The organism is Moorella mulderi DSM 14980 (assembly GCF_001594015.1).
GTDB lineage: Bacteria > Bacillota > DSM-521 > Neomoorellales > Neomoorellaceae > Neomoorella > Neomoorella mulderi.
The window spans coordinates 358,117-374,513 of record NZ_LTBC01000001.1 but is presented as its reverse complement, the minus strand read 5'-3'; the positions used below and the strand labels follow the sequence as shown (position 1 = coordinate 374,513).

The 16,397-nt window shown below is 56.2% G+C and carries 30 protein-coding genes; all 30 read left to right on the top strand.

Annotated elements, in window-relative coordinates:
* The first annotated feature begins 29 nt into the window (after positions 1 to 29).
* The 30 genes from rpsQ to scfB all read left to right on the top strand — a co-directional run bounded on the left by rpsQ (position 30) and on the right by scfB (position 16,330).
* Positions 30 to 284, top strand: coding sequence for a 30S ribosomal protein S17 (gene rpsQ / locus MOMUL_RS01905; RefSeq protein WP_062280811.1), 255 nt, complete (start codon positions 30 to 32; stop codon positions 282 to 284).
* Positions 285 to 313: 29 nt separating this feature from the next.
* Complete coding sequence (gene rplN / locus MOMUL_RS01900) at positions 314 to 682, top strand: 50S ribosomal protein L14 (protein WP_054937159.1); 369 nt, start codon at positions 314 to 316, stop codon at positions 680 to 682.
* A gap of 34 nt (positions 683 to 716) precedes the next feature.
* On the top strand, positions 717 to 1,043 hold the full coding sequence (gene rplX / locus MOMUL_RS01895) for a 50S ribosomal protein L24 (protein ID WP_084785399.1): 327 nt from the start codon (positions 717 to 719) through the stop codon (positions 1,041 to 1,043).
* Positions 1,044 to 1,066: 23 nt separating this feature from the next.
* Positions 1,067 to 1,609, top strand: a complete 543-nt coding sequence (rplE, locus tag MOMUL_RS01890; RefSeq protein ID WP_062280808.1) for a 50S ribosomal protein L5 — start codon at positions 1,067 to 1,069, stop codon at positions 1,607 to 1,609.
* A 14-nt stretch (positions 1,610 to 1,623) separates the two neighbouring features.
* Complete coding sequence (locus tag MOMUL_RS01885) at positions 1,624 to 1,809, top strand: type Z 30S ribosomal protein S14 (RefSeq protein WP_054937157.1); 186 nt, start codon at positions 1,624 to 1,626, stop codon at positions 1,807 to 1,809.
* Positions 1,810 to 1,844: 35 nt separating this feature from the next.
* The gene (gene rpsH, locus MOMUL_RS01880; RefSeq protein WP_054937156.1) at positions 1,845 to 2,237 is read left to right on the top strand and encodes a 30S ribosomal protein S8; all 393 of its coding nucleotides are present in this window, start codon (positions 1,845 to 1,847) and stop codon (positions 2,235 to 2,237) included.
* Between the two features lie 17 nt (positions 2,238 to 2,254).
* The gene (gene rplF, locus MOMUL_RS01875; RefSeq protein WP_062280805.1) at positions 2,255 to 2,806 is read left to right on the top strand and encodes a 50S ribosomal protein L6; all 552 of its coding nucleotides are present in this window, start codon (positions 2,255 to 2,257) and stop codon (positions 2,804 to 2,806) included.
* Between the two features lie 11 nt (positions 2,807 to 2,817).
* Entirely contained in the window at positions 2,818 to 3,183 is a 366-nt protein-coding gene (gene rplR / locus MOMUL_RS01870) for a 50S ribosomal protein L18 (protein ID WP_054937154.1), read from the top strand.
* Between the two features lie 18 nt (positions 3,184 to 3,201).
* On the top strand, positions 3,202 to 3,702 hold the full coding sequence (gene rpsE, locus MOMUL_RS01865) for a 30S ribosomal protein S5 (protein WP_062280802.1): 501 nt from the start codon (positions 3,202 to 3,204) through the stop codon (positions 3,700 to 3,702).
* Positions 3,703 to 3,714: 12 nt separating this feature from the next.
* Complete coding sequence (rpmD, locus tag MOMUL_RS01860) at positions 3,715 to 3,897, top strand: 50S ribosomal protein L30 (RefSeq protein WP_062280799.1); 183 nt, start codon at positions 3,715 to 3,717, stop codon at positions 3,895 to 3,897.
* A gap of 12 nt (positions 3,898 to 3,909) precedes the next feature.
* Positions 3,910 to 4,350 (top strand): 50S ribosomal protein L15, encoded by a 441-nt coding sequence (rplO, locus tag MOMUL_RS01855; protein WP_054937151.1) that lies wholly within the window; start codon positions 3,910 to 3,912, stop codon positions 4,348 to 4,350.
* Complete coding sequence (gene secY, locus MOMUL_RS01850) at positions 4,351 to 5,613, top strand: preprotein translocase subunit SecY (RefSeq protein WP_062280797.1); 1,263 nt, start codon at positions 4,351 to 4,353, stop codon at positions 5,611 to 5,613.
* Between the two features lie 20 nt (positions 5,614 to 5,633).
* Positions 5,634 to 6,287, top strand: coding sequence for an adenylate kinase (locus MOMUL_RS01845; RefSeq protein WP_062280794.1), 654 nt, complete (start codon positions 5,634 to 5,636; stop codon positions 6,285 to 6,287).
* Positions 6,284 to 7,030 carry a type I methionyl aminopeptidase gene (gene map, locus MOMUL_RS01840; protein ID WP_062280791.1) on the top strand — a complete coding sequence of 249 codons (747 nt, stop codon included), beginning with the start codon at positions 6,284 to 6,286 and terminating at the stop codon, positions 7,028 to 7,030. Before MOMUL_RS01845 ends, map begins: the two co-directional genes overlap by 4 nt.
* A gap of 7 nt (positions 7,031 to 7,037) precedes the next feature.
* Positions 7,038 to 7,337, top strand: coding sequence for a KOW domain-containing RNA-binding protein (locus tag MOMUL_RS01835; protein ID WP_201786441.1), 300 nt, complete (start codon positions 7,038 to 7,040; stop codon positions 7,335 to 7,337).
* 15 nt (positions 7,338 to 7,352) lie between these two features.
* The gene (infA, locus tag MOMUL_RS01830) at positions 7,353 to 7,571 is read left to right on the top strand and encodes a translation initiation factor IF-1 (protein ID WP_054937146.1); all 219 of its coding nucleotides are present in this window, start codon (positions 7,353 to 7,355) and stop codon (positions 7,569 to 7,571) included.
* Between the two features lie 16 nt (positions 7,572 to 7,587).
* Positions 7,588 to 7,701 (top strand): 50S ribosomal protein L36, encoded by a 114-nt coding sequence (gene rpmJ, locus MOMUL_RS15515; RefSeq protein WP_083476682.1) that lies wholly within the window; start codon positions 7,588 to 7,590, stop codon positions 7,699 to 7,701.
* 18 nt (positions 7,702 to 7,719) lie between these two features.
* Positions 7,720 to 8,091, top strand: a complete 372-nt coding sequence (rpsM, locus tag MOMUL_RS01825; protein ID WP_062280786.1) for a 30S ribosomal protein S13 — start codon at positions 7,720 to 7,722, stop codon at positions 8,089 to 8,091.
* 12 nt (positions 8,092 to 8,103) lie between these two features.
* Positions 8,104 to 8,493, top strand: a complete 390-nt coding sequence (rpsK, locus tag MOMUL_RS01820) for a 30S ribosomal protein S11 (RefSeq protein WP_054937144.1) — start codon at positions 8,104 to 8,106, stop codon at positions 8,491 to 8,493.
* 70 nt (positions 8,494 to 8,563) lie between these two features.
* A complete protein-coding gene (rpsD, locus tag MOMUL_RS01815; protein ID WP_062280783.1) occupies positions 8,564 to 9,190 on the top strand; it encodes a 30S ribosomal protein S4 in 627 nt (208 codons plus the stop codon).
* 38 nt (positions 9,191 to 9,228) lie between these two features.
* Positions 9,229 to 10,170, top strand: a complete 942-nt coding sequence (locus tag MOMUL_RS01810; RefSeq protein WP_062280780.1) for a DNA-directed RNA polymerase subunit alpha — start codon at positions 9,229 to 9,231, stop codon at positions 10,168 to 10,170.
* A 15-nt stretch (positions 10,171 to 10,185) separates the two neighbouring features.
* The gene (gene rplQ, locus MOMUL_RS01805; RefSeq protein ID WP_054937141.1) at positions 10,186 to 10,524 is read left to right on the top strand and encodes a 50S ribosomal protein L17; all 339 of its coding nucleotides are present in this window, start codon (positions 10,186 to 10,188) and stop codon (positions 10,522 to 10,524) included.
* 3 nt (positions 10,525 to 10,527) lie between these two features.
* Positions 10,528 to 11,358 carry an energy-coupling factor transporter ATPase gene (locus tag MOMUL_RS01800; protein WP_062280777.1) on the top strand — a complete coding sequence of 277 codons (831 nt, stop codon included), beginning with the start codon at positions 10,528 to 10,530 and terminating at the stop codon, positions 11,356 to 11,358.
* A complete protein-coding gene (locus MOMUL_RS01795; protein WP_054937139.1) occupies positions 11,334 to 12,185 on the top strand; it encodes an energy-coupling factor transporter ATPase in 852 nt (283 codons plus the stop codon). Before MOMUL_RS01800 ends, MOMUL_RS01795 begins: the two co-directional genes overlap by 25 nt.
* Positions 12,186 to 12,189: 4 nt before the next feature.
* Positions 12,190 to 12,978, top strand: coding sequence for an energy-coupling factor transporter transmembrane component T family protein (locus MOMUL_RS01790; protein ID WP_062280774.1), 789 nt, complete (start codon positions 12,190 to 12,192; stop codon positions 12,976 to 12,978).
* A 70-nt stretch (positions 12,979 to 13,048) separates the two neighbouring features.
* Entirely contained in the window at positions 13,049 to 13,789 is a 741-nt protein-coding gene (gene truA, locus MOMUL_RS01785; protein ID WP_062280771.1) for a tRNA pseudouridine(38-40) synthase TruA, read from the top strand.
* Positions 13,790 to 13,852: 63 nt separating this feature from the next.
* A complete protein-coding gene (gene rplM / locus MOMUL_RS01780) occupies positions 13,853 to 14,287 on the top strand; it encodes a 50S ribosomal protein L13 (RefSeq protein ID WP_062280767.1) in 435 nt (144 codons plus the stop codon).
* 18 nt (positions 14,288 to 14,305) lie between these two features.
* Entirely contained in the window at positions 14,306 to 14,698 is a 393-nt protein-coding gene (gene rpsI / locus MOMUL_RS01775; RefSeq protein ID WP_062280764.1) for a 30S ribosomal protein S9, read from the top strand.
* Positions 14,699 to 14,710: 12 nt separating this feature from the next.
* Positions 14,711 to 14,860, top strand: coding sequence for a six-cysteine ranthipeptide SCIFF (scfA, locus tag MOMUL_RS01770; RefSeq protein WP_062281428.1), 150 nt, complete (start codon positions 14,711 to 14,713; stop codon positions 14,858 to 14,860).
* Between the two features lie 54 nt (positions 14,861 to 14,914).
* Positions 14,915 to 16,330: a thioether cross-link-forming SCIFF peptide maturase gene (gene scfB, locus MOMUL_RS01765; RefSeq protein ID WP_084785398.1), complete on the top strand. Its 1,416-nt coding sequence runs from the start codon at positions 14,915 to 14,917 to the stop codon at positions 16,328 to 16,330.
* Positions 16,331 to 16,397 lie beyond the last annotated feature (67 nt).

The following is a 16,397-nucleotide window of genomic DNA, read 5'->3' as shown; positions in this document are numbered from 1 at the left end:
AATCATGGTACAGGAAGGGGGCAGGCCCTTTGGAAAGAAACTACCGTAAAACCCGGATCGGCAATGTAGTTAGCGATAAAATGGACAAAACCGTGGTGGTGGCCGTGGAAAACCGGGTGCGCCACCCGTTACTTGGTAAAATTATCCGCAAAACCAGGAAATTCAAGGCCCATGATGAAAAAAACGAATGCCGCATCGGTGATAAAGTCAAGATTATGGAAACCCGTCCCTTAAGTAAAGATAAGAGATGGCGGGTAGTGGAGATCCTGGAGAAAGCCAAATAGCCTTATTTCCGCCGGGAAGGAGGTAAAGCATGATCCAGCAACAGACGATCCTCAAAGTCGGCGACAATACCGGCGCCAGGAAACTGATGTGCATTCGCGTCCTCGGCGGTTCCAAAAGGCGTTATGCCAGTGTGGGTGATGTGATTATTGCCTCCGTTAAAGAGGCAACGCCAGGGGGCGTGGTTAAGAAGGGCGACGTCGTCCGGGCGGTTGTGGTACGGACGACAAAGGCTTTAAAACGTGAAGATGGTTCCTATATCCGCTTTAATGAAAATGCGGCGGTAATCATCAACGAACAAAACAACCCGCGGGGCACGCGTATCTTCGGGCCTGTAGCCCGGGAACTACGCGACAAAGATTTCATGAAAATCATCTCTCTTGCTCCGGAAGTACTTTAAAGAGAGCGACCTTTGCGCAGGAGGTGGCACTAAATTGACCCCACCCAAGGTGCACGTCAAAAAGGGCGACCTGGTCATGGTAATTACCGGTAAAGATGCCGGGAAAAAAGGTAAAGTCTTAAGCGTCGATCGAGCTAAAGGCCGGGTTGTCGTCGAAGGGGTAAATATTGTCAAACGGCACACCCGTCCCACCCCCAAAATGCCCCAGGGCGGGATTATAGAAAAGGAGGCCCCGGTGGCCAGCAGCAATGTCATGCTGTTTTGCAGTAAGTGCAACCGGCCCACCAGAATCGGGAAACAGTTCCTGGCCGACGGGACCAAGACCCGGGTGTGTAAAAAGTGCGGCGAAGTAATTGATTAAGCCCAGGTAAAGGAGGGCTGGATGTGGCCAGACTGAAGGAAAAGTATCTTAAAGAGATTCGCAAACTCTTGCAGGATAAATTCGGCTACAAAAATGTCATGGAGATCCCCAAACTGGAAAAAATCGTCGTAAACATGGGTGTGGGCGAGGCTACACAGAATCCCAAAGCCATTGAGGGTGCCGTCCAGGACCTGATGGCCATTACCGGGCAAAAACCCATTGTTACCAAGGCCAAAAAATCTATTGCCGCCTTTAAACTTCGCCAGGGGAACAGTATCGGCTGCAAGGTAACCCTGCGGGGTGAAAGGATGTATGAGTTTCTGGACCGCCTGATCAACGTGGCCCTGCCCCGGGTCAGGGATTTCCAGGGAGTGTCGCCCAACTCCTTTGACGGCCGCGGTAACTACTCCCTGGGTCTGAAAGAACAGTTGATTTTCCCGGAGATTGAATACGACAAAATCGACAAAACCCGGGGCCTGGAGATAACCATGGTGACGACGGCAAAAAGCGATGAGGAAGCCCGGGAACTCTTGCGCAGTTTTGGTATGCCGTTCCGGGAACAATGATAAGGAGGAAATCCATGGCCAAGAAATCTTTACGAGTCAAACAAGCACGTCCCCAGAAGTTTAAGGTACGCGCATATAACCGTTGCCTGCGCTGTGGCCGTCCCCATGCTTACATGCGGAAGTTTGGCCTGTGCCGCATTTGTTTCCGCGAGCTGGCCTACAGGGGAGAGCTTCCTGGTATAGTTAAAGCCAGCTGGTAAGGGCGGGACGAGAAGGAAGGGGGTAGTTCAAGGTGATGACCGATCCCATTGCTGATTTCCTGACCCGCATTCGTAACGCCAACATGGTCTACCAGGAGAAGGTGGAAGTACCGGCTTCCAAAATGAAGCGGGCGATAGCTGAAATCTTGAAGAACGAAGGCTATATCAAGAACTACGAGTATATCGAAGACGGCAAGCAAGGTATCTTAAGACTCTATCTCAAGTATGGTCCCAACAAGGAAAAGGTTATTACGGGCATAAAGCGGATCAGCCGCCCGGGACTCAGGATCTATGCCAGGAAGGGAGAAATTCCCAAAGTCCTGGGGGGCCTGGGGGTGGCTGTAATCTCTACCAGCAAAGGGATACTCACGGATAAACAGGCCCGCCGGGAAGGCGTCGGCGGCGAAGTTATCTGTTATATCTGGTAAGGCTGGGAGGTGTTCAGGTGTCACGTATAGGCAGAAAGCCGGTACAAGTACCGGCAGGGGTAGAAGTAAGCATCGACGGTAATACGGTAACGGTAAAGGGGCCCAGGGGAAAACTTACCCGCCAGTTCCCGGCCGAAATTACCATTACCCGGGAAGGGGATGTATTGGAGGTCAGCCGGCCTTCGGATGCCAAGCCCCACCGCGCCCTGCATGGCCTTTCCCGGGCCCTGCTGCAGAATATGGTTGAGGGCGTCACCAAAGGCTTTCAAAAAAGCCTGGAGCTGGTAGGGGTAGGCTACCGGGCCGCCAAGCAGGGGAACAAACTGGTGCTGACGGTAGGCTATTCCCACCCGGTAGAAATAGTGCCGGGGGAAGGGCTGGAGATTGAAGTACCGGCCCCCAACAAGATAATCGTTAAAGGCATTGACAAAGAAGCGGTAGGGGCCCTGGCGGCCAATATTCGCGACGTCCGCCGCCCGGAACCCTATAAGGGTAAAGGTATTAAGTATGAAGATGAGTATATCCGGCGCAAAGTTGGTAAGACTGGCGCCAAGGGCGGTAAGAAATAGGGGGTAAAGGAATGTTCAAAAGGAAAGACCGCAAACTCACGCGGCAGCGGAAGCACCTGCGGGTGCGGCGGCATATAATGGGCACTCCTGAACGGCCCCGTTTGAGTGTCTACCGCAGCCTGCGCCATATTTACGCCCAGGTGGTGGACGATACTCGCGGTGTTACCCTGGTGGCTGCCTCAACCCTGGACCCGGCATTAAAAGACTTGGAAGCTACCGGGAATATAGCTGCTGCCAGGAAAGTGGGCGAACTCGTCGCCCAGAAGGCCCTGGCTAAAGGGATTAAGAAAGTTGTCTTTGACCGGGGTGGCAATATTTACCACGGTCGCATAGCTGCTGTAGCTGAAGGCGCCCGGGAAGCAGGGCTGGACTTTTAAGGGGGAAGGAGGGGAAAAATGGCGCGCATTGAAACCAAGGACCTCGAGCTGACGGAAAAAGTTGTCCATATCAACCGCGTAGCTAAAGTAGTAAAGGGCGGCCGGCGCTTTAGTTTTTCTGCCCTGGTAGTTGTTGGTGACGGTAAAGGCCATGTCGGCGCCGGCCTGGGCAAGGCCAGTGAAGTACCAGAAGCCATCCGTAAAGGCATTGAAGATGCCAAAAAGAATCTTATTAAAGTACCAATGGTGGGCACGACCATTCCCCATGAGGTTATGGGCCATTTTGGCGCCGGGAAAGTGTTGCTCAAGCCTGCAGCACCCGGTACCGGAGTTATTGCCGGGGGACCGGTACGGGCGGTTCTAGAGGCTGCGGGTATCAGGGATATCTTGACCAAGAGCCTGGGATCGGCCAACCCCAATAACGTCGTTTATGCCACCATGGAAGGTTTAAAGGGGCTGAAGAGGGCTGAAGAGGTAGCCCGTCTTCGGGGCAAAACTGTGGCCGAGTTGATTGGCTAGGAGGAGTTGGCATTGGCAAACTTGAAGATTACCCTGGTGAAAAGCTTGATCGGTCGACCAGAAACGGAAAGGAAGACGGCCCGTGCCCTGGGTCTTAAGAAACTCCATGCGGAAATAATCCGCCCTGATACACCGGTGATCAGGGGCCAGGTAAAGAAACTGGCCCACCTGGTGAAGTGCGAGGAAGTAGAATAGGAGGTGACAGGGGTGCGCCTGCATGAGTTACATCCAGCCCCGGGTTCCAGGATTAAAGCTACCCGGGTAGGGCGGGGTATCGGGTCCGGCCTGGGTAAAACCTCCGGTCGTGGCCATAAAGGGCAAAAAGCCCGCTCCGGTGGCGGAGTCCGCCGTGGCTTTGAAGGTGGCCAGATGCCCTTGAGCCGCCGCCTGCCTAAAAGGGGCTTCACCAATAAGTTTGCCCGCCAGTTAACGGCCATTAATGTCGGCGAACTGGAACGCTTTGAACCGGACACCGTGGTGACGCCGGAAGTCCTGGCCAGGGCCGGTCTGGTCAAGCAGGCCAGGCACGGTGTCAAAATCCTGGGCGATGGTGAACTAACCAAGCCCCTGACCGTCAGGGTTCAGGCTGCCAGCCGCCAGGCCATTGCCAAAATTGAGGCTGCCGGCGGCAAAGTAGAGGTGATGTAGGTGATAAATACCCTGGTTAGCGCCTGGAAGCTGGAAGACCTGCGGAAGAAGATATTCTTTACCCTGATGATGTTTATCGTCTTCCGCTTTGGCGCCCATGTGCCCCTCCCGGGGATCAATAATGCCGTCTTGCAGGAATTAGTTCGTAGCGGTACCATATTAGGGTTCTTTGATGTCATTTCCGGTGGGGCTTTCAAGCGTTTTACCGTCTTTGCCATGGGCATTATGCCCTACATCAATGCCTCGATAATCATGCAGCTCCTGACGGTGGTCATCCCGGCCCTGGAACGGCTGGCCAAAGAGGACATCGAAGGCCGCAAAAAGATCATCCAGTATACCCGTTACGGGACGGTCATTTTAGGCCTCCTCCAGGCTCTGGGTATGGCCCTGTATCTCGCTCGCTCGGGGGCCTTCTTAAGGCCGGGCCTGCATAATTACCTGGTGGTAGCGGTGATGCTTACGGCTGGAACGGCCTTCCTCATGTGGCTGGGGGAATTAATTACGGAAAGGGGTATTGGTAACGGTATTTCCCTGATTATCTTCGCCGGGATTGTTTCCCGTCTACCGGCTGGTGCCGTTAGCATCTACCAGTACCTCACTTCCGGGGAGGTAAGTATTATTTCCTTACTCCTCTTTGCCATTATTGCCGTGGTAATCATTGCTGCCGTTGTGGCCATGCAGCAGGGAGAACGCCGCATTACCGTGCAGTATGCCAAGCGGGTGGTGGGCCGGCGGATTTACGGCGGCCAGAGTACCCACATCCCGTTAAAGGTCAACCAGGCCGGGGTTATTCCCGTGATCTTTGCCATGTCCATCCTGCTCTTTCCCAGTACCCTGGCTTCCTGGTTCCCCCACAGCAGCCTGGCCCAGGCTATCGTCAGGTTCTTTGACCCGCGGTCGGTTTTTTATATGATCCTCTATGCGCTGCTGATTATCTTCTTTACCTATTTTTATACGGCCGTTACCTTTAACCCCCAGGATGTGGCCGATAACATGAAGAAGTATGGCGGCTTTATACCGGGCCTCAGACCCGGCCGGCCGACTGCCGAATATATTGAAAGGATCTTAACCCGGATAACCCTGGCAGGGGCGATTTTCCTGGCCTTTATCGCCGTACTGCCCAATATTCTCATGGCCATTACCGGCATTAACGTCTACTTTGGCGGCACTTCCCTCCTGATTGTGGTCGGCGTGGCCCTGGAAACCATGAAACAGCTGGAGTCCCACCTGTTGCTGCGGCACTACCAGGGCTTTATGAAGTAAATACCGGGAGGCTAAAAAGGATGCGTTTGGTATTGCTGGGGCCACCTGGGGCCGGCAAAGGTACCCAGGCCGGGGTAATCAGTGAACGCTTAGGTGTCCCTCATATTTCCACTGGGGATATGTTCCGCCGGGCCATCAAGGAAGGCACCGAATTAGGACGCCAGGCTGAAAAGTACCTGCAAAGTGGGGGCCTGGTACCCGATGCCGTAACCATTGGCCTGGTCCAGGAACGCCTGAGCCAGCCCGACTGCCGGCAGGGGTTCCTACTGGATGGTTTCCCGCGGACGGTGGCTCAGGCCGAAGCCCTTGATGCCTGGCTGGCCGGGAGGAAGGAAAAGCTGGACGCGGTTATTGATATTGAGGTGCCGCGGGAGGAACTCCTGGAGCGCCTGACAGGACGGCGGGTCTGCCGCCAGTGCGGGGCCACCTACCACCTCCAGTACAATCCACCGGCGGAAGCCGGCAAATGCGACGTCTGCGGCGGTGAACTCGTCCAGCGAGCCGACGACACCGCGGCTACCGTCAGCAAACGCCTGGATGTCTACAGGGAGCAAACGGCGCCCCTCATTGCCTATTACCGCCAGCGCGGCCGTTTAAAAGAAATTGACGGCAGCCAGGATATTGCGGCCGTAACCCGGGCCATCGGTACGGCCCTGGGAAGAGACTGGCAATGATTATTTTAAAGTCGCGCCGGGAAATAGCCCTGATGCGCGAGGCGGGACGGATCGTGGCCCGGACCCTGGCTAAACTCAAAGAGCATATCATCCCGGGGGTAACTACCGCCGAATTGGACCGGATTGCCGAGGATTATATCCGGGATAATGGTGCCGTGCCGGCCTTTAAGGGCTACCAGGGCTTCCCGGCCAGTATCTGCGCTTCTGTGAATGAAGAAGTCGTTCACGGCATCCCAGGTTTAAAGCAACTGGCAGAAGGGGATATTATTAGTATTGACATTGGCGCGGTAAAAAATGGTTACGTTGGTGATGCCGCGGTTACCTTTCCAGTTGGCGCTATTGACGCCGAGAAGCAACATTTACTGGCAGTTACTGAAGCCGCCCTTTATGAAGGCATCAAACAGGCAGTCGTGGGCAACCGGCTGACTGATATATCCCATGCTATCCAGACTTATGTAGAGAAAAATGGCCTCTCGGTAGTCCGTGATTATGTAGGCCATGGTATAGGCCGGGCGATGCATGAAGATCCCCAGGTGCCGAACTTTGGTTCCCCGGGTTATGGCCCCCGCCTCCGGGCGGGGATGGTCCTGGCCATCGAACCCATGGTTAATGCCGGTACCTATGAGGTTTATACCCTGGCCAACCGCTGGACAGTAGTGACCAGGGATAAGAAGCCTTCGGCGCACTTTGAGCATACGGTAGCAGTGACGGATAATGGACCGGAAATCCTGACGTTACTCTAACTGGCAGGTGGAGGCGAAGGTTATGGCAGCAGGGGAACTAAAGGTGGGGCAACTGGTATATTCCCGGGCCGGGCGCGACCAGGGGCGACCTTTCCTGGTCTGGCAGCTGGCCGGGCCCGGCCGGGTTTACCTGGTTGACGGTAAGCTTAGGCGCACCAGTAAACCCAAACTGAAAAACGTCCTCCATGTCCAGGCGGTTAACCGGGTAGCGACGGCTATTGCCAACCGGTTAAAACAGGGAGAAGTAGTTACCGATGCGGAAGTACGTCGGGCTATTGCCCAGCTCTTAGAGACTGAGCAGGCTTGAAAAGGAGGGGTTTATTTGGCCAAAGAGGATGTCATTGAAGTCGAAGGCAAGGTGATCGAACCCCTGCCCAATGCCATGTTTCGGGTAGAGCTGGCCAATGGGCACCGGGTGCTGGCCCATGTCTCCGGTAAGATCCGGATGAACTTTATCCGCATTTTACCTGGCGACCGGGTAATGGTGGAATTATCACCCTATGACCTGAACCGGGGACGCATCGTTTACCGCTATAAATGAGCTGGGAGGGTTTAGTTTGAAAGTCAAGCCTTCAGTGCGGACTATTTGTGAAAAATGCAAGATCATCAAACGCAAGGGTCGAATTATGGTCATTTGTGAAAATCCCAAGCACAAGCAAAAACAGGGATAGACAGGGGGTAAGGCGTAAATGGCAAGGATTGCCGGGGTAGACCTCCCCCGGGACAAACGGGTGGAAATTGCCCTGACTTATATTTATGGTATTGGCAGGCCGACGGCAAATAAGATCCTGGCTGCGACAGCCGTCAATCCTGATACCAGGGTAAGGGATCTAACGGATGAAGAAGTAAGCCGGCTACGCGAATATATTGATAAAAATTTAACGGTCGAAGGGGATTTGCGGCGGGAAGTAGCGTTAAATATCAAGCGGCTGATGGAAATTGGCTGTTACCGGGGCCTGCGTCACCGCCGGGGGCTGCCGGTACGCGGCCAGCGCACCAAGACCAATGCCCGTACGCGTAAGGGTCCGCGCAAGACTGTGGGCGTGCGACGGAAGAAGTAAGGGGGAAAAGCTATGCCAAGGAAAACTACCCGGCCACGCCGGCGCGAACGTAAAAATATTGAAAGCGGTGTGGCCCATATTAAATCAACCTTTAACAATACCCTGGTAACCATCACCGATAAAAATGGTAATACCATATCCTGGGCCAGTGCCGGTACCGTAGGTTTTAAAGGTTCCCGCAAGAGCACACCCTTTGCCGCCCAGATGGCGGCCGAAGCAGCCGCCAGGCAGGCCATGGAACATGGCATGCGCGAAGTTGAGTGCTACGTTAAAGGACCGGGAGCCGGCCGGGAAGCAGCCATTCGTTCCCTGCAGGCCGCAGGGCTCGAGGTCAGCGTCATCAAAGACGTTACCCCCATTCCTCATAACGGCTGCCGGCCACCCAAGCGGCGGCGAGTATAACAGGAGCTTCTAAGCGTCGCAGGGACATACTGGTGCTAAGCAGCATGCGACTTTCAGAGGAGGTAATACTTTGGCAAGGTATAAAGAGTCCACCTGTCGCCTGTGCCGGCGGGAAGGCATCAAGCTTTTCCTCAAAGGCGATCGCTGTTACTCGGATAAATGTGCCGTGGCCCGGCGGCCCTATGCCCCCGGCCAGCACGGCCAGGTAAAGAAAAAGCTTTCCGAATACGGCTTGCAGCTACGGGAAAAGCAAAAGGCCCGCCGCATTTATGGCATCCTGGAACGACAGTTCAGCAACTACTTTGAGAAGGCCGAGCGCATGAAGGGCGTTACCGGTGAAAACCTGCTCATCTTGCTGGAAAGGCGCCTGGACAATGTTGTTTATCGCCTGGGTTTTGCCGATTCCCGCGCTCAGGCCAGGATGTTAGTCCGGCAAGGCCATTTTACAGTAAATGGCCAGAAGGTAAATATCCCTTCCTACCTGGTCCGGCCGGGGGATGTCATTGCCGTCCGGGAAAAGAGCAAAGAGAGCCCGCTTTTCAAAGAGATTGCAGCGGCGGCAGCCCACCGGACGGTCCCGGCCTGGCTTAAAGCCGACCCGGCAGCTTTAGAAGGTCACGTCCTCGCCCTACCGACACGGGAGCAGATTGACGTGCCGGTGCAAGAACACCTCATCGTTGAGCTTTACTCCAAGTAAAACCCAGGCTGGATGAGCTCACGAGAAGGAGGGGAACAATGCTCGAAATTGAAAGGCCCAGGATTGAGTGCCTGGAAATGTCCAATAAGTACGGGCGGTTTGTAGTCGAGCCCCTGGAGCGAGGTTATGGAATCACCCTGGGTAATTCCCTGCGGCGGATACTCCTCTCCTCACTGCCGGGGGCCGCTGTAACCACGGTCAAAATTGAAGGGGTTCTCCATGAGTTTTCTACCATTCCCGGGGTGGTTGAGGATACCACGGAGATTATTTTAAACCTCAAGTCCCTGGCCCTGAAACTCCACACTGATGAACCCAAAGTAATCAGGATTGAGGCCGAAGGTGAAGGCGAGGTTACAGCTGCCGATATTATTACTGATGCTGATGTCGAGGTCTTAAACCCCGACCTGCACATAGCCACCGTAGAAAAAGGCGGTCGCCTGTTTATCGAAATGACGGTGGAAAAAGGACGGGGTTATGTCAGTGCGGAAAAAAATAAAAAAGAGGACCAGCCCATCGGGATTATCCCGGTCGATTCCCTCTTTTCGCCAGTCCATAAAGTGAATTACCAGGTGGAAAACACCCGGGTAGGACAGGTTACTGACTATGATAAACTCACCCTGGAAGTATGGACTGACGGTACTATTGCCCCTGATGAGGCAGTGAGCTCGGCAGCCAGGATTCTCATTGAACACATGCGTCTTTTTTTAGGTTTAACGGAGCGAGTCAGCGATGAAGTGACCATGGTAGAGAAGGAAGAAGAAAGCCGGGATCGCCTCATGGATATGTCCATTGAGGAACTTGATCTTTCGGTGCGTTCTTACAATTGCTTGAAGCGGGCGGGCATTAATACCGTTGGCGAGCTTTTACAGCGTACTGAAGAAGATATGATGAAGGTACGCAACCTGGGTAAAAAATCCCTGGAAGAAGTCACGCAAAAGCTCGCGGAACTGGGCCTGTCCCTGCGACAGAGCGATGGGTAAAGGGGGGTCCTTTAGATGGGTTACCGTAAATTAGGCCGCCTGTCCGGCCACCGGAAAATGATGCTGCGCAATATCGTAACTTCCTTTTTGCGGGAAGGTAAAATAGAAACCACGGAAATGCGGGCCAAAGAACTAAAAAGCCTGGCCGAGAAGATGATCACCCTGGGCAAAAGGGGTGACCTCCATGCCCGGCGCCAGGCCCTGGCTTACCTGCTGGATGAAGACGTGGTTACCAAATTGTTTAAAGAAATTGGCCCGCGCTATCAGGATAAAAATGGCGGCTATACCCGGATAATTAAGACCGGTTTCCGCCAGGGTGACGGCGCGCCCATGGTGCGCATTGAACTGGTATAAACCATGATCGAGGTCCAGGGCGTCACTTTTTCCTACCCGGGAACTACCGTACCGGCCCTGGAAAATATAAGTTTAATTATCAAGCCGGGGGAATTTCTGGCTATCACGGGCCCCAATGGTTCCGGCAAATCTACCCTGGCCAGGTTACTAAATGGCCTGCTACGGCCCGGGGAAGGCCGTGTCCTGGTAGATGGGCTGGACACCGGGGACGAAGCTTCCCTGGTAGACATTCGCCGCCGGGTAGGGATGGTCTTCCAGGACCCTGACAACCAGCTGGTGGCAGCTACCGTAGAAGATGATGTGGCCTTCGGGCTGGAAAATCTAGGCCTGCCGCCGGCTGAAATAAGGCAGCGGGTAGCAGCCGCCCTGGAGGTTGTGGAGCTGGCAAATTTAAGGACCAGGCCCCCCCACCGCCTCTCGGGGGGTCAGAAACAGCGCCTAGCCCTGGCCGGCGTCCTGGCCATGGAACCCCGCTACCTGGTCCTGGACGAGGCTACGGCCATGCTGGATCCGGTAGCCCGGGAGGAAATTCTCCAGAAGGTATTGGAATTACGCCGGGAAAAAGGGCTGGCCGTTATCCTCATAACTCACCTTATGGAAGAGGCAGCCCTGGCAGAACGGGTCCTGGTCCTGAAGGCGGGGCAGATACTTTTAGCCGGCCCGCCGGCGGAAGTGATGCAGCAGGAGGAGAAGCTGGCGGCAGCGGGACTTAAGGTGCCGGTAACAGTTGCCCTGGGCAAGGGTTTAAGGCAGGCGGGTTTAAAATTACCGGCCAACTTGGTCACAGTGGAGGAGATGGCCCGGGCCCTATGGAAATTGGCCTCCAGGAAGTAAGTTTTGCCTACCAGGTAGCCGGCCGGCAGTTGCCGGTGCTGGAAAACATCAATCTCAAAGTTTCCCCGGGCGATTTCCTGGCCATTACCGGGGCCGGGGGTTCGGGGAAATCAACCCTGGCCATGCTCATGGCCGGCCTGCTGGAACCCACAGCGGGCCGGGTTACCCTGGACGGGCAGCCGGCCAGGGGGCGGGGTAAAGGGAAAGGTTTAGCACCTTGGCAGAGGGTGGGTATGGTCTTTCAACAGCCGGAGCAGCAACTTTTTGCCGAAACGGTGGCTGAAGATGTAGCCTTTGGCCCCCGGAACCTGGGCCTTGGTGGGGCCAGGCTCGAAGCAAGGGTAAAGGCGGCCCTCCGGGCTGTAGGCCTGGACCCGCAAACGGTGGGCGGGCGTTCCCCCTTTACCTTAAGCGGGGGACAGCAGCGCCGGGTAGCCATCGCCGGGATCCTGGCCATGGAGCCGGAGGTTTTAATCCTGGATGAGCCGACGGCCGGGCTGGACCCGGCCGGCCGGGAACAGGTAGTTAACGTTATCCGGGCCTTTTACCGCCGGCCCGGGAAGGCAGTAGTCCTTATCTCCCATAATATGGCCGAGGTGGCCGAACTGGCCCGGGAGGTTATAGTTTTACACCGGGGACGGGTGGCTCTCCAGGGTACGCCCCGGGATATTTTTCGCCAGGGAGAAGCCTTAAGATCCTATGGACTTATCCCTCCGCCCCTGACCAGCCTGATGCAGGTTTTGCGCCGCCAGGGGGCCCCGGTACCCCTGGATGTCCTCACCCTGGCCGAGGCCCGGGACGCCATCCTGGCCTGGCTGGGGGTTTAGCTGTATGCTTATCGAGCTGGGGCAATATATCCCGGGGACAAGCAGCATCCATCACCTGGATCCCCGGTCTAAACTGCTGGGCCTGCTCCTTTACGGCATAGCCCTCCTTGCTGCGCCAACAGGTATGGCTGCAAGCCTTACCGGGGCAACTATTTTACCGGTAATAATCCTGGCCGGCCTGGCACCGGCCTTTATCTGGCGCCAGTTGAGGCCGCTAATTGTTTTCCTGTTAATTATCTTTATCTTCCAGGTGGCGTTCACACCGGGGGAAGTAATGGCTGCGGTGGGCCCGGTGAGGATTACCCGGGAGGGGCTTAACTACGGTTTACTGGCCCTGGCCAGGGTGTTTTTCCTGGTCCTGGCCGCGGCTGTACTCATGGCCACGACCGATCCCCTCGCCCTGGCTGACGGCCTGGAGCGGCTGCTAAGACCAGGGCAGAGGCTGGGCCTGCCGGCCGGTGAACTGGCCCTAATGCTGACCCTGGCCCTCAGATTTGTGCCTACCCTGCTAGAAGAGGCCGAGCGGATTATGCGGGCGCAGGTTGCCCGGGGAGCGACCTTCCAGGGCAACCAGATCAAAAACCTGATGCCCCTGGTCATCCCACTCTTTGTCAGTGCCTTTCGCCGGGCCGAAGGCCTGGCCGAAGCCATGGAAGCCCGGGCTTACCGGGGGGGCCAGGGCCGCACCCGGATGCGGGAGCTGCATTTCAGGGCGGCAGACTATATCTTCCTCCTGCTGGCCGGCCTCCTGGCGGCCGGGTCGGCGTATTACCGGCTAAGGTTCGGAAGTTAGGATAGAAGATGCCGCTAATGAAAGGGGAGGGATATGCCCCTCCCATATATTGGGAGGCTAACTTCCAGCCATGCCGCACCTGAAAATTACCCTGGCCTATGACGGTACCAATTATGCCGGCTGGCAGGTCCAGCCGGAAACTCACGGGCCAACCATCCAGGGTATCGTGGCCGCAGCCTTAAACCGGCTGACAGGGGAAAGGATCTGCCCGGTGGCTGCCGGGCGGACGGACGCCGGGGTCCATGCCCGCGGCCAGGTAATCAGCTTCAGTACTTCCAGCCGCATACCGGTGGATCGCTGGCCCCTGGCCTTGAACAGCCTGCTGCCAGAAGATATTGCGGCATTGGGCGCCGAGGTAGTATCACCTGAATTTCATGCCCGTTACAGTGCCCGGTGGAAATGGTACCGCTATACCATCTACAACCACAGCCTGCCCGATGTCTTTAGCCGCCGCTACAGCTGGCAGGTACGTTACCCGCTGGACTTTGCCGCCATGGCCCGGGGCGCAAGTTACTTTACGGGCCGCCATGATTTTCGTTCCTTTTGCGCCGCCGGTAGCCCGGTGCGCCAATTTGAACGCGAGGTACTGAAGGCGCACTTGCACCGCGAGGGTCACTTCATTTTTTTTGATGTGGTGGCCAACGGCTTTCTTTACCACATGGTAAGAATTATGGCCGGCACCCTGGTGGAAATTGGCAGGGGCCGGCTGCTACCGGAGGATGTCCCGGTTATACTTGCCGCCCGTTCACGGGAAAAGGCAGGCCCGACGGCCCCGCCCCAGGGGCTGTGCCTGGAAAGGGTAGAATACTAATTTTCTTGACTTGCCGGGTTTAATTGCTTAAAATAGTCTCGTGACAGGAACAGGAGGGAGAAAATGACCACCTTTATGGCCAAACCACATGAGGTGGAGCGGAAGTGGTATATTATCGACGCGGCCGGCAAAACTCTGGGTCGCGTAGCTACCGAAGCTGCCCGCCTCCTCAGAGGCAAGCATAAACCCATCTTTACCCCCCATGTGGATTGTGGCGATCACGTTATTGTTATTAACGCCGAAAAAGTACGCCTTACCGGCAAAAAGCTCCTGCAAAAGAAATATATCCGCCACAGCGGTTATCCTGGCGGCTTAAAGGTTATGAACTATGCCCAGCTCTTAAAGACTTTTCCCGAGCGAGCCATTGAGAAGGCCGTTAAAGGGATGATCCCCCATAATCGCCTGGGCCGGCAAATGGTCAAGAAACTCAAGGTCTACCGGGGCGACAGTCATCCCCATGCGGCCCAGCGGCCGGAAGTCTGGGAGATTAAGGATTAATCGAAGGAGGCGAAAATTTTGGCCCAGGTACAATTTTACGGTACGGGAAGGCGCAAAAATGCCGTGGCCCGGGTGCGCCTGGTTCCCGGCGAGGGCCGGGTGTTAGTTAACGACCGCCCCCTCGATGAGTATTTTGGCCAGCAGATCCTGGCCATGCAGGTACGCCAGCCCCTGGAAGTAACCAATAACACGGGCCGCTTTGATGTCCTGGCTAAAGTTGAGGGTGGCGGGATCAGCGGTCAGGCCGGTGCCGTCAGGATGGGCATTGCCAGGGCCCTGTTACAGGCCGATGCCGACCTGCGCCCGGTGCTAAAACGTAATGGCTTCCTTACCCGTGACCCGCGGATGAAGGAAAGAAGGAAGTACGGCTTAAAAAAGGCCCGCAAGGCACCGCAATTCTCCAAGCGTTAAGAAGGGGTGTTTCTGATGCACATTAAGACGGTTTTTACGCCCCGCCTGCAGGAGAGCATGAGGCAAGGCGGCTGCGGCAACTGCCATGTTTCCTGCCAGTCGGCCTGTAAGACATCCATTACCGTCAGCAACCAGCCCTGCGAACGTGAAGAAAAGAAGTAAGCCCCAAGGCCCGACTTTCCCGGTCGGGCTTTTGTTGTTAGGAGGAGACCAGCGTTGCCATCCCTAAATCTCCAAAACCTGGACTGGCAGGGGGATGTCCACTGGTTCGACTTTGAAGACCTCTGCCTGCTCCTGGACGTCAATAGCGGCGCCGTCCATATAATCGACGCTCCCACCCGGGCTGTTCTGGAAGAACTGCGGGCCGGGGAAGAACATGGCACCTTAACCGAAGCCGACTGGCTTGCGCTCTTGCCCCGGTCCACCCGGGAGTGGGGTGCCGGCACAGTCCTGGAAGTCTGCCAGGAACTGGCGGCCAAACAGGCCGGGGGAACCCTCTTTACCGTCGATGAGGCGGGCCGGGCCTACCGGCCACCTGAGCCCAGCCTCCAGGCCCTCTGCCTTCACGTCGCCCATGACTGCAACATGCGTTGCCGTTACTGCTTTGCCGGCGGGGGCCCCTTTGGCGGCGAGCGTGGCTTAATGAGCCGGGAGACGGGATACCAGGCCCTGGACTTGCTTTTTAATGAATCCGGCAGCCGCCCCCGGGTAGAAATCGACTTCTTTGGCGGCGAGCCCCTGCTCAATTTCGGCGTCGTTCAGGATCTGGTAGCTTACGGCCGGGAAAGGGCGGCAGCTACCGGGAAAAAGATCAGCTTTACCCTGACCACCAATGGCCTGGGCTTGACGCCGGCCATCGAGGAGTACCTCATTGAGAACCAGATCAGTGTCATTTTGAGCCTTGACGGTCGACCGGAAGTCCATGATCTTAACCGGCGGACCGTCTCCGGCCAAGGCACTTATCATTTAGTTGTCCCCAGGGAGCAGCATTTTGTCGCTGCCCAGGGGCACCGTGACTACTGGGTGCGGGGGACCTACACCAGCCAGAACCTCGATTTTACCAGGGACATCTTGCATATGGTAGAATTAGGATTTCGTTACCTGTCCCTGGAACCGGTGGTAGCCGCACCGGAGGCTGAATATGCTATTAAGGAGGAGGACCTGCCGCGTCTGGCCCGGGAATACCGCTACCTGGCCCGGGCTTACCTGGAGGCCAGGGCTAAAGGCAAGCCCTTTAACTTTTTCCATTTTAACATTGATGCGGCTGCCGGGCCCTGCCTCACCAAAAGGCTTACCGGTTGTGGTGCGGGCACCAGTTACCTGGCGGTAACCCCCGGCGGCGACCTTTACCCCTGCCACCAGCTGGTGGGGAGAAGGGATTACTGCCTGGGCAACGTCCGGGAAGGGATCTTGCGCCCTGATTTACGGGAAGATTTTCGCCAGGCCTACGTTTACAACCAGCCGGCCTGCAGCCGCTGCTGGGCTCGTTTCTACTGCAGCGGTGGATGCCATGCGGCCAACCTGGCTGCTACCGGGAATTTGCGGCAACCGGCGCCTGTACCTTGCGCTATCCAGAAGATGCGCCTGGAAGCGGCCCTCTACGTCCAGGTCAAGGAAGCTGTTGACGGCTGATTTTACCAGGGTTAAAGAAAGGGTAAAAATTTTCTAAGCGGGGAGGATTCCTGCTTACAGAGGTAGA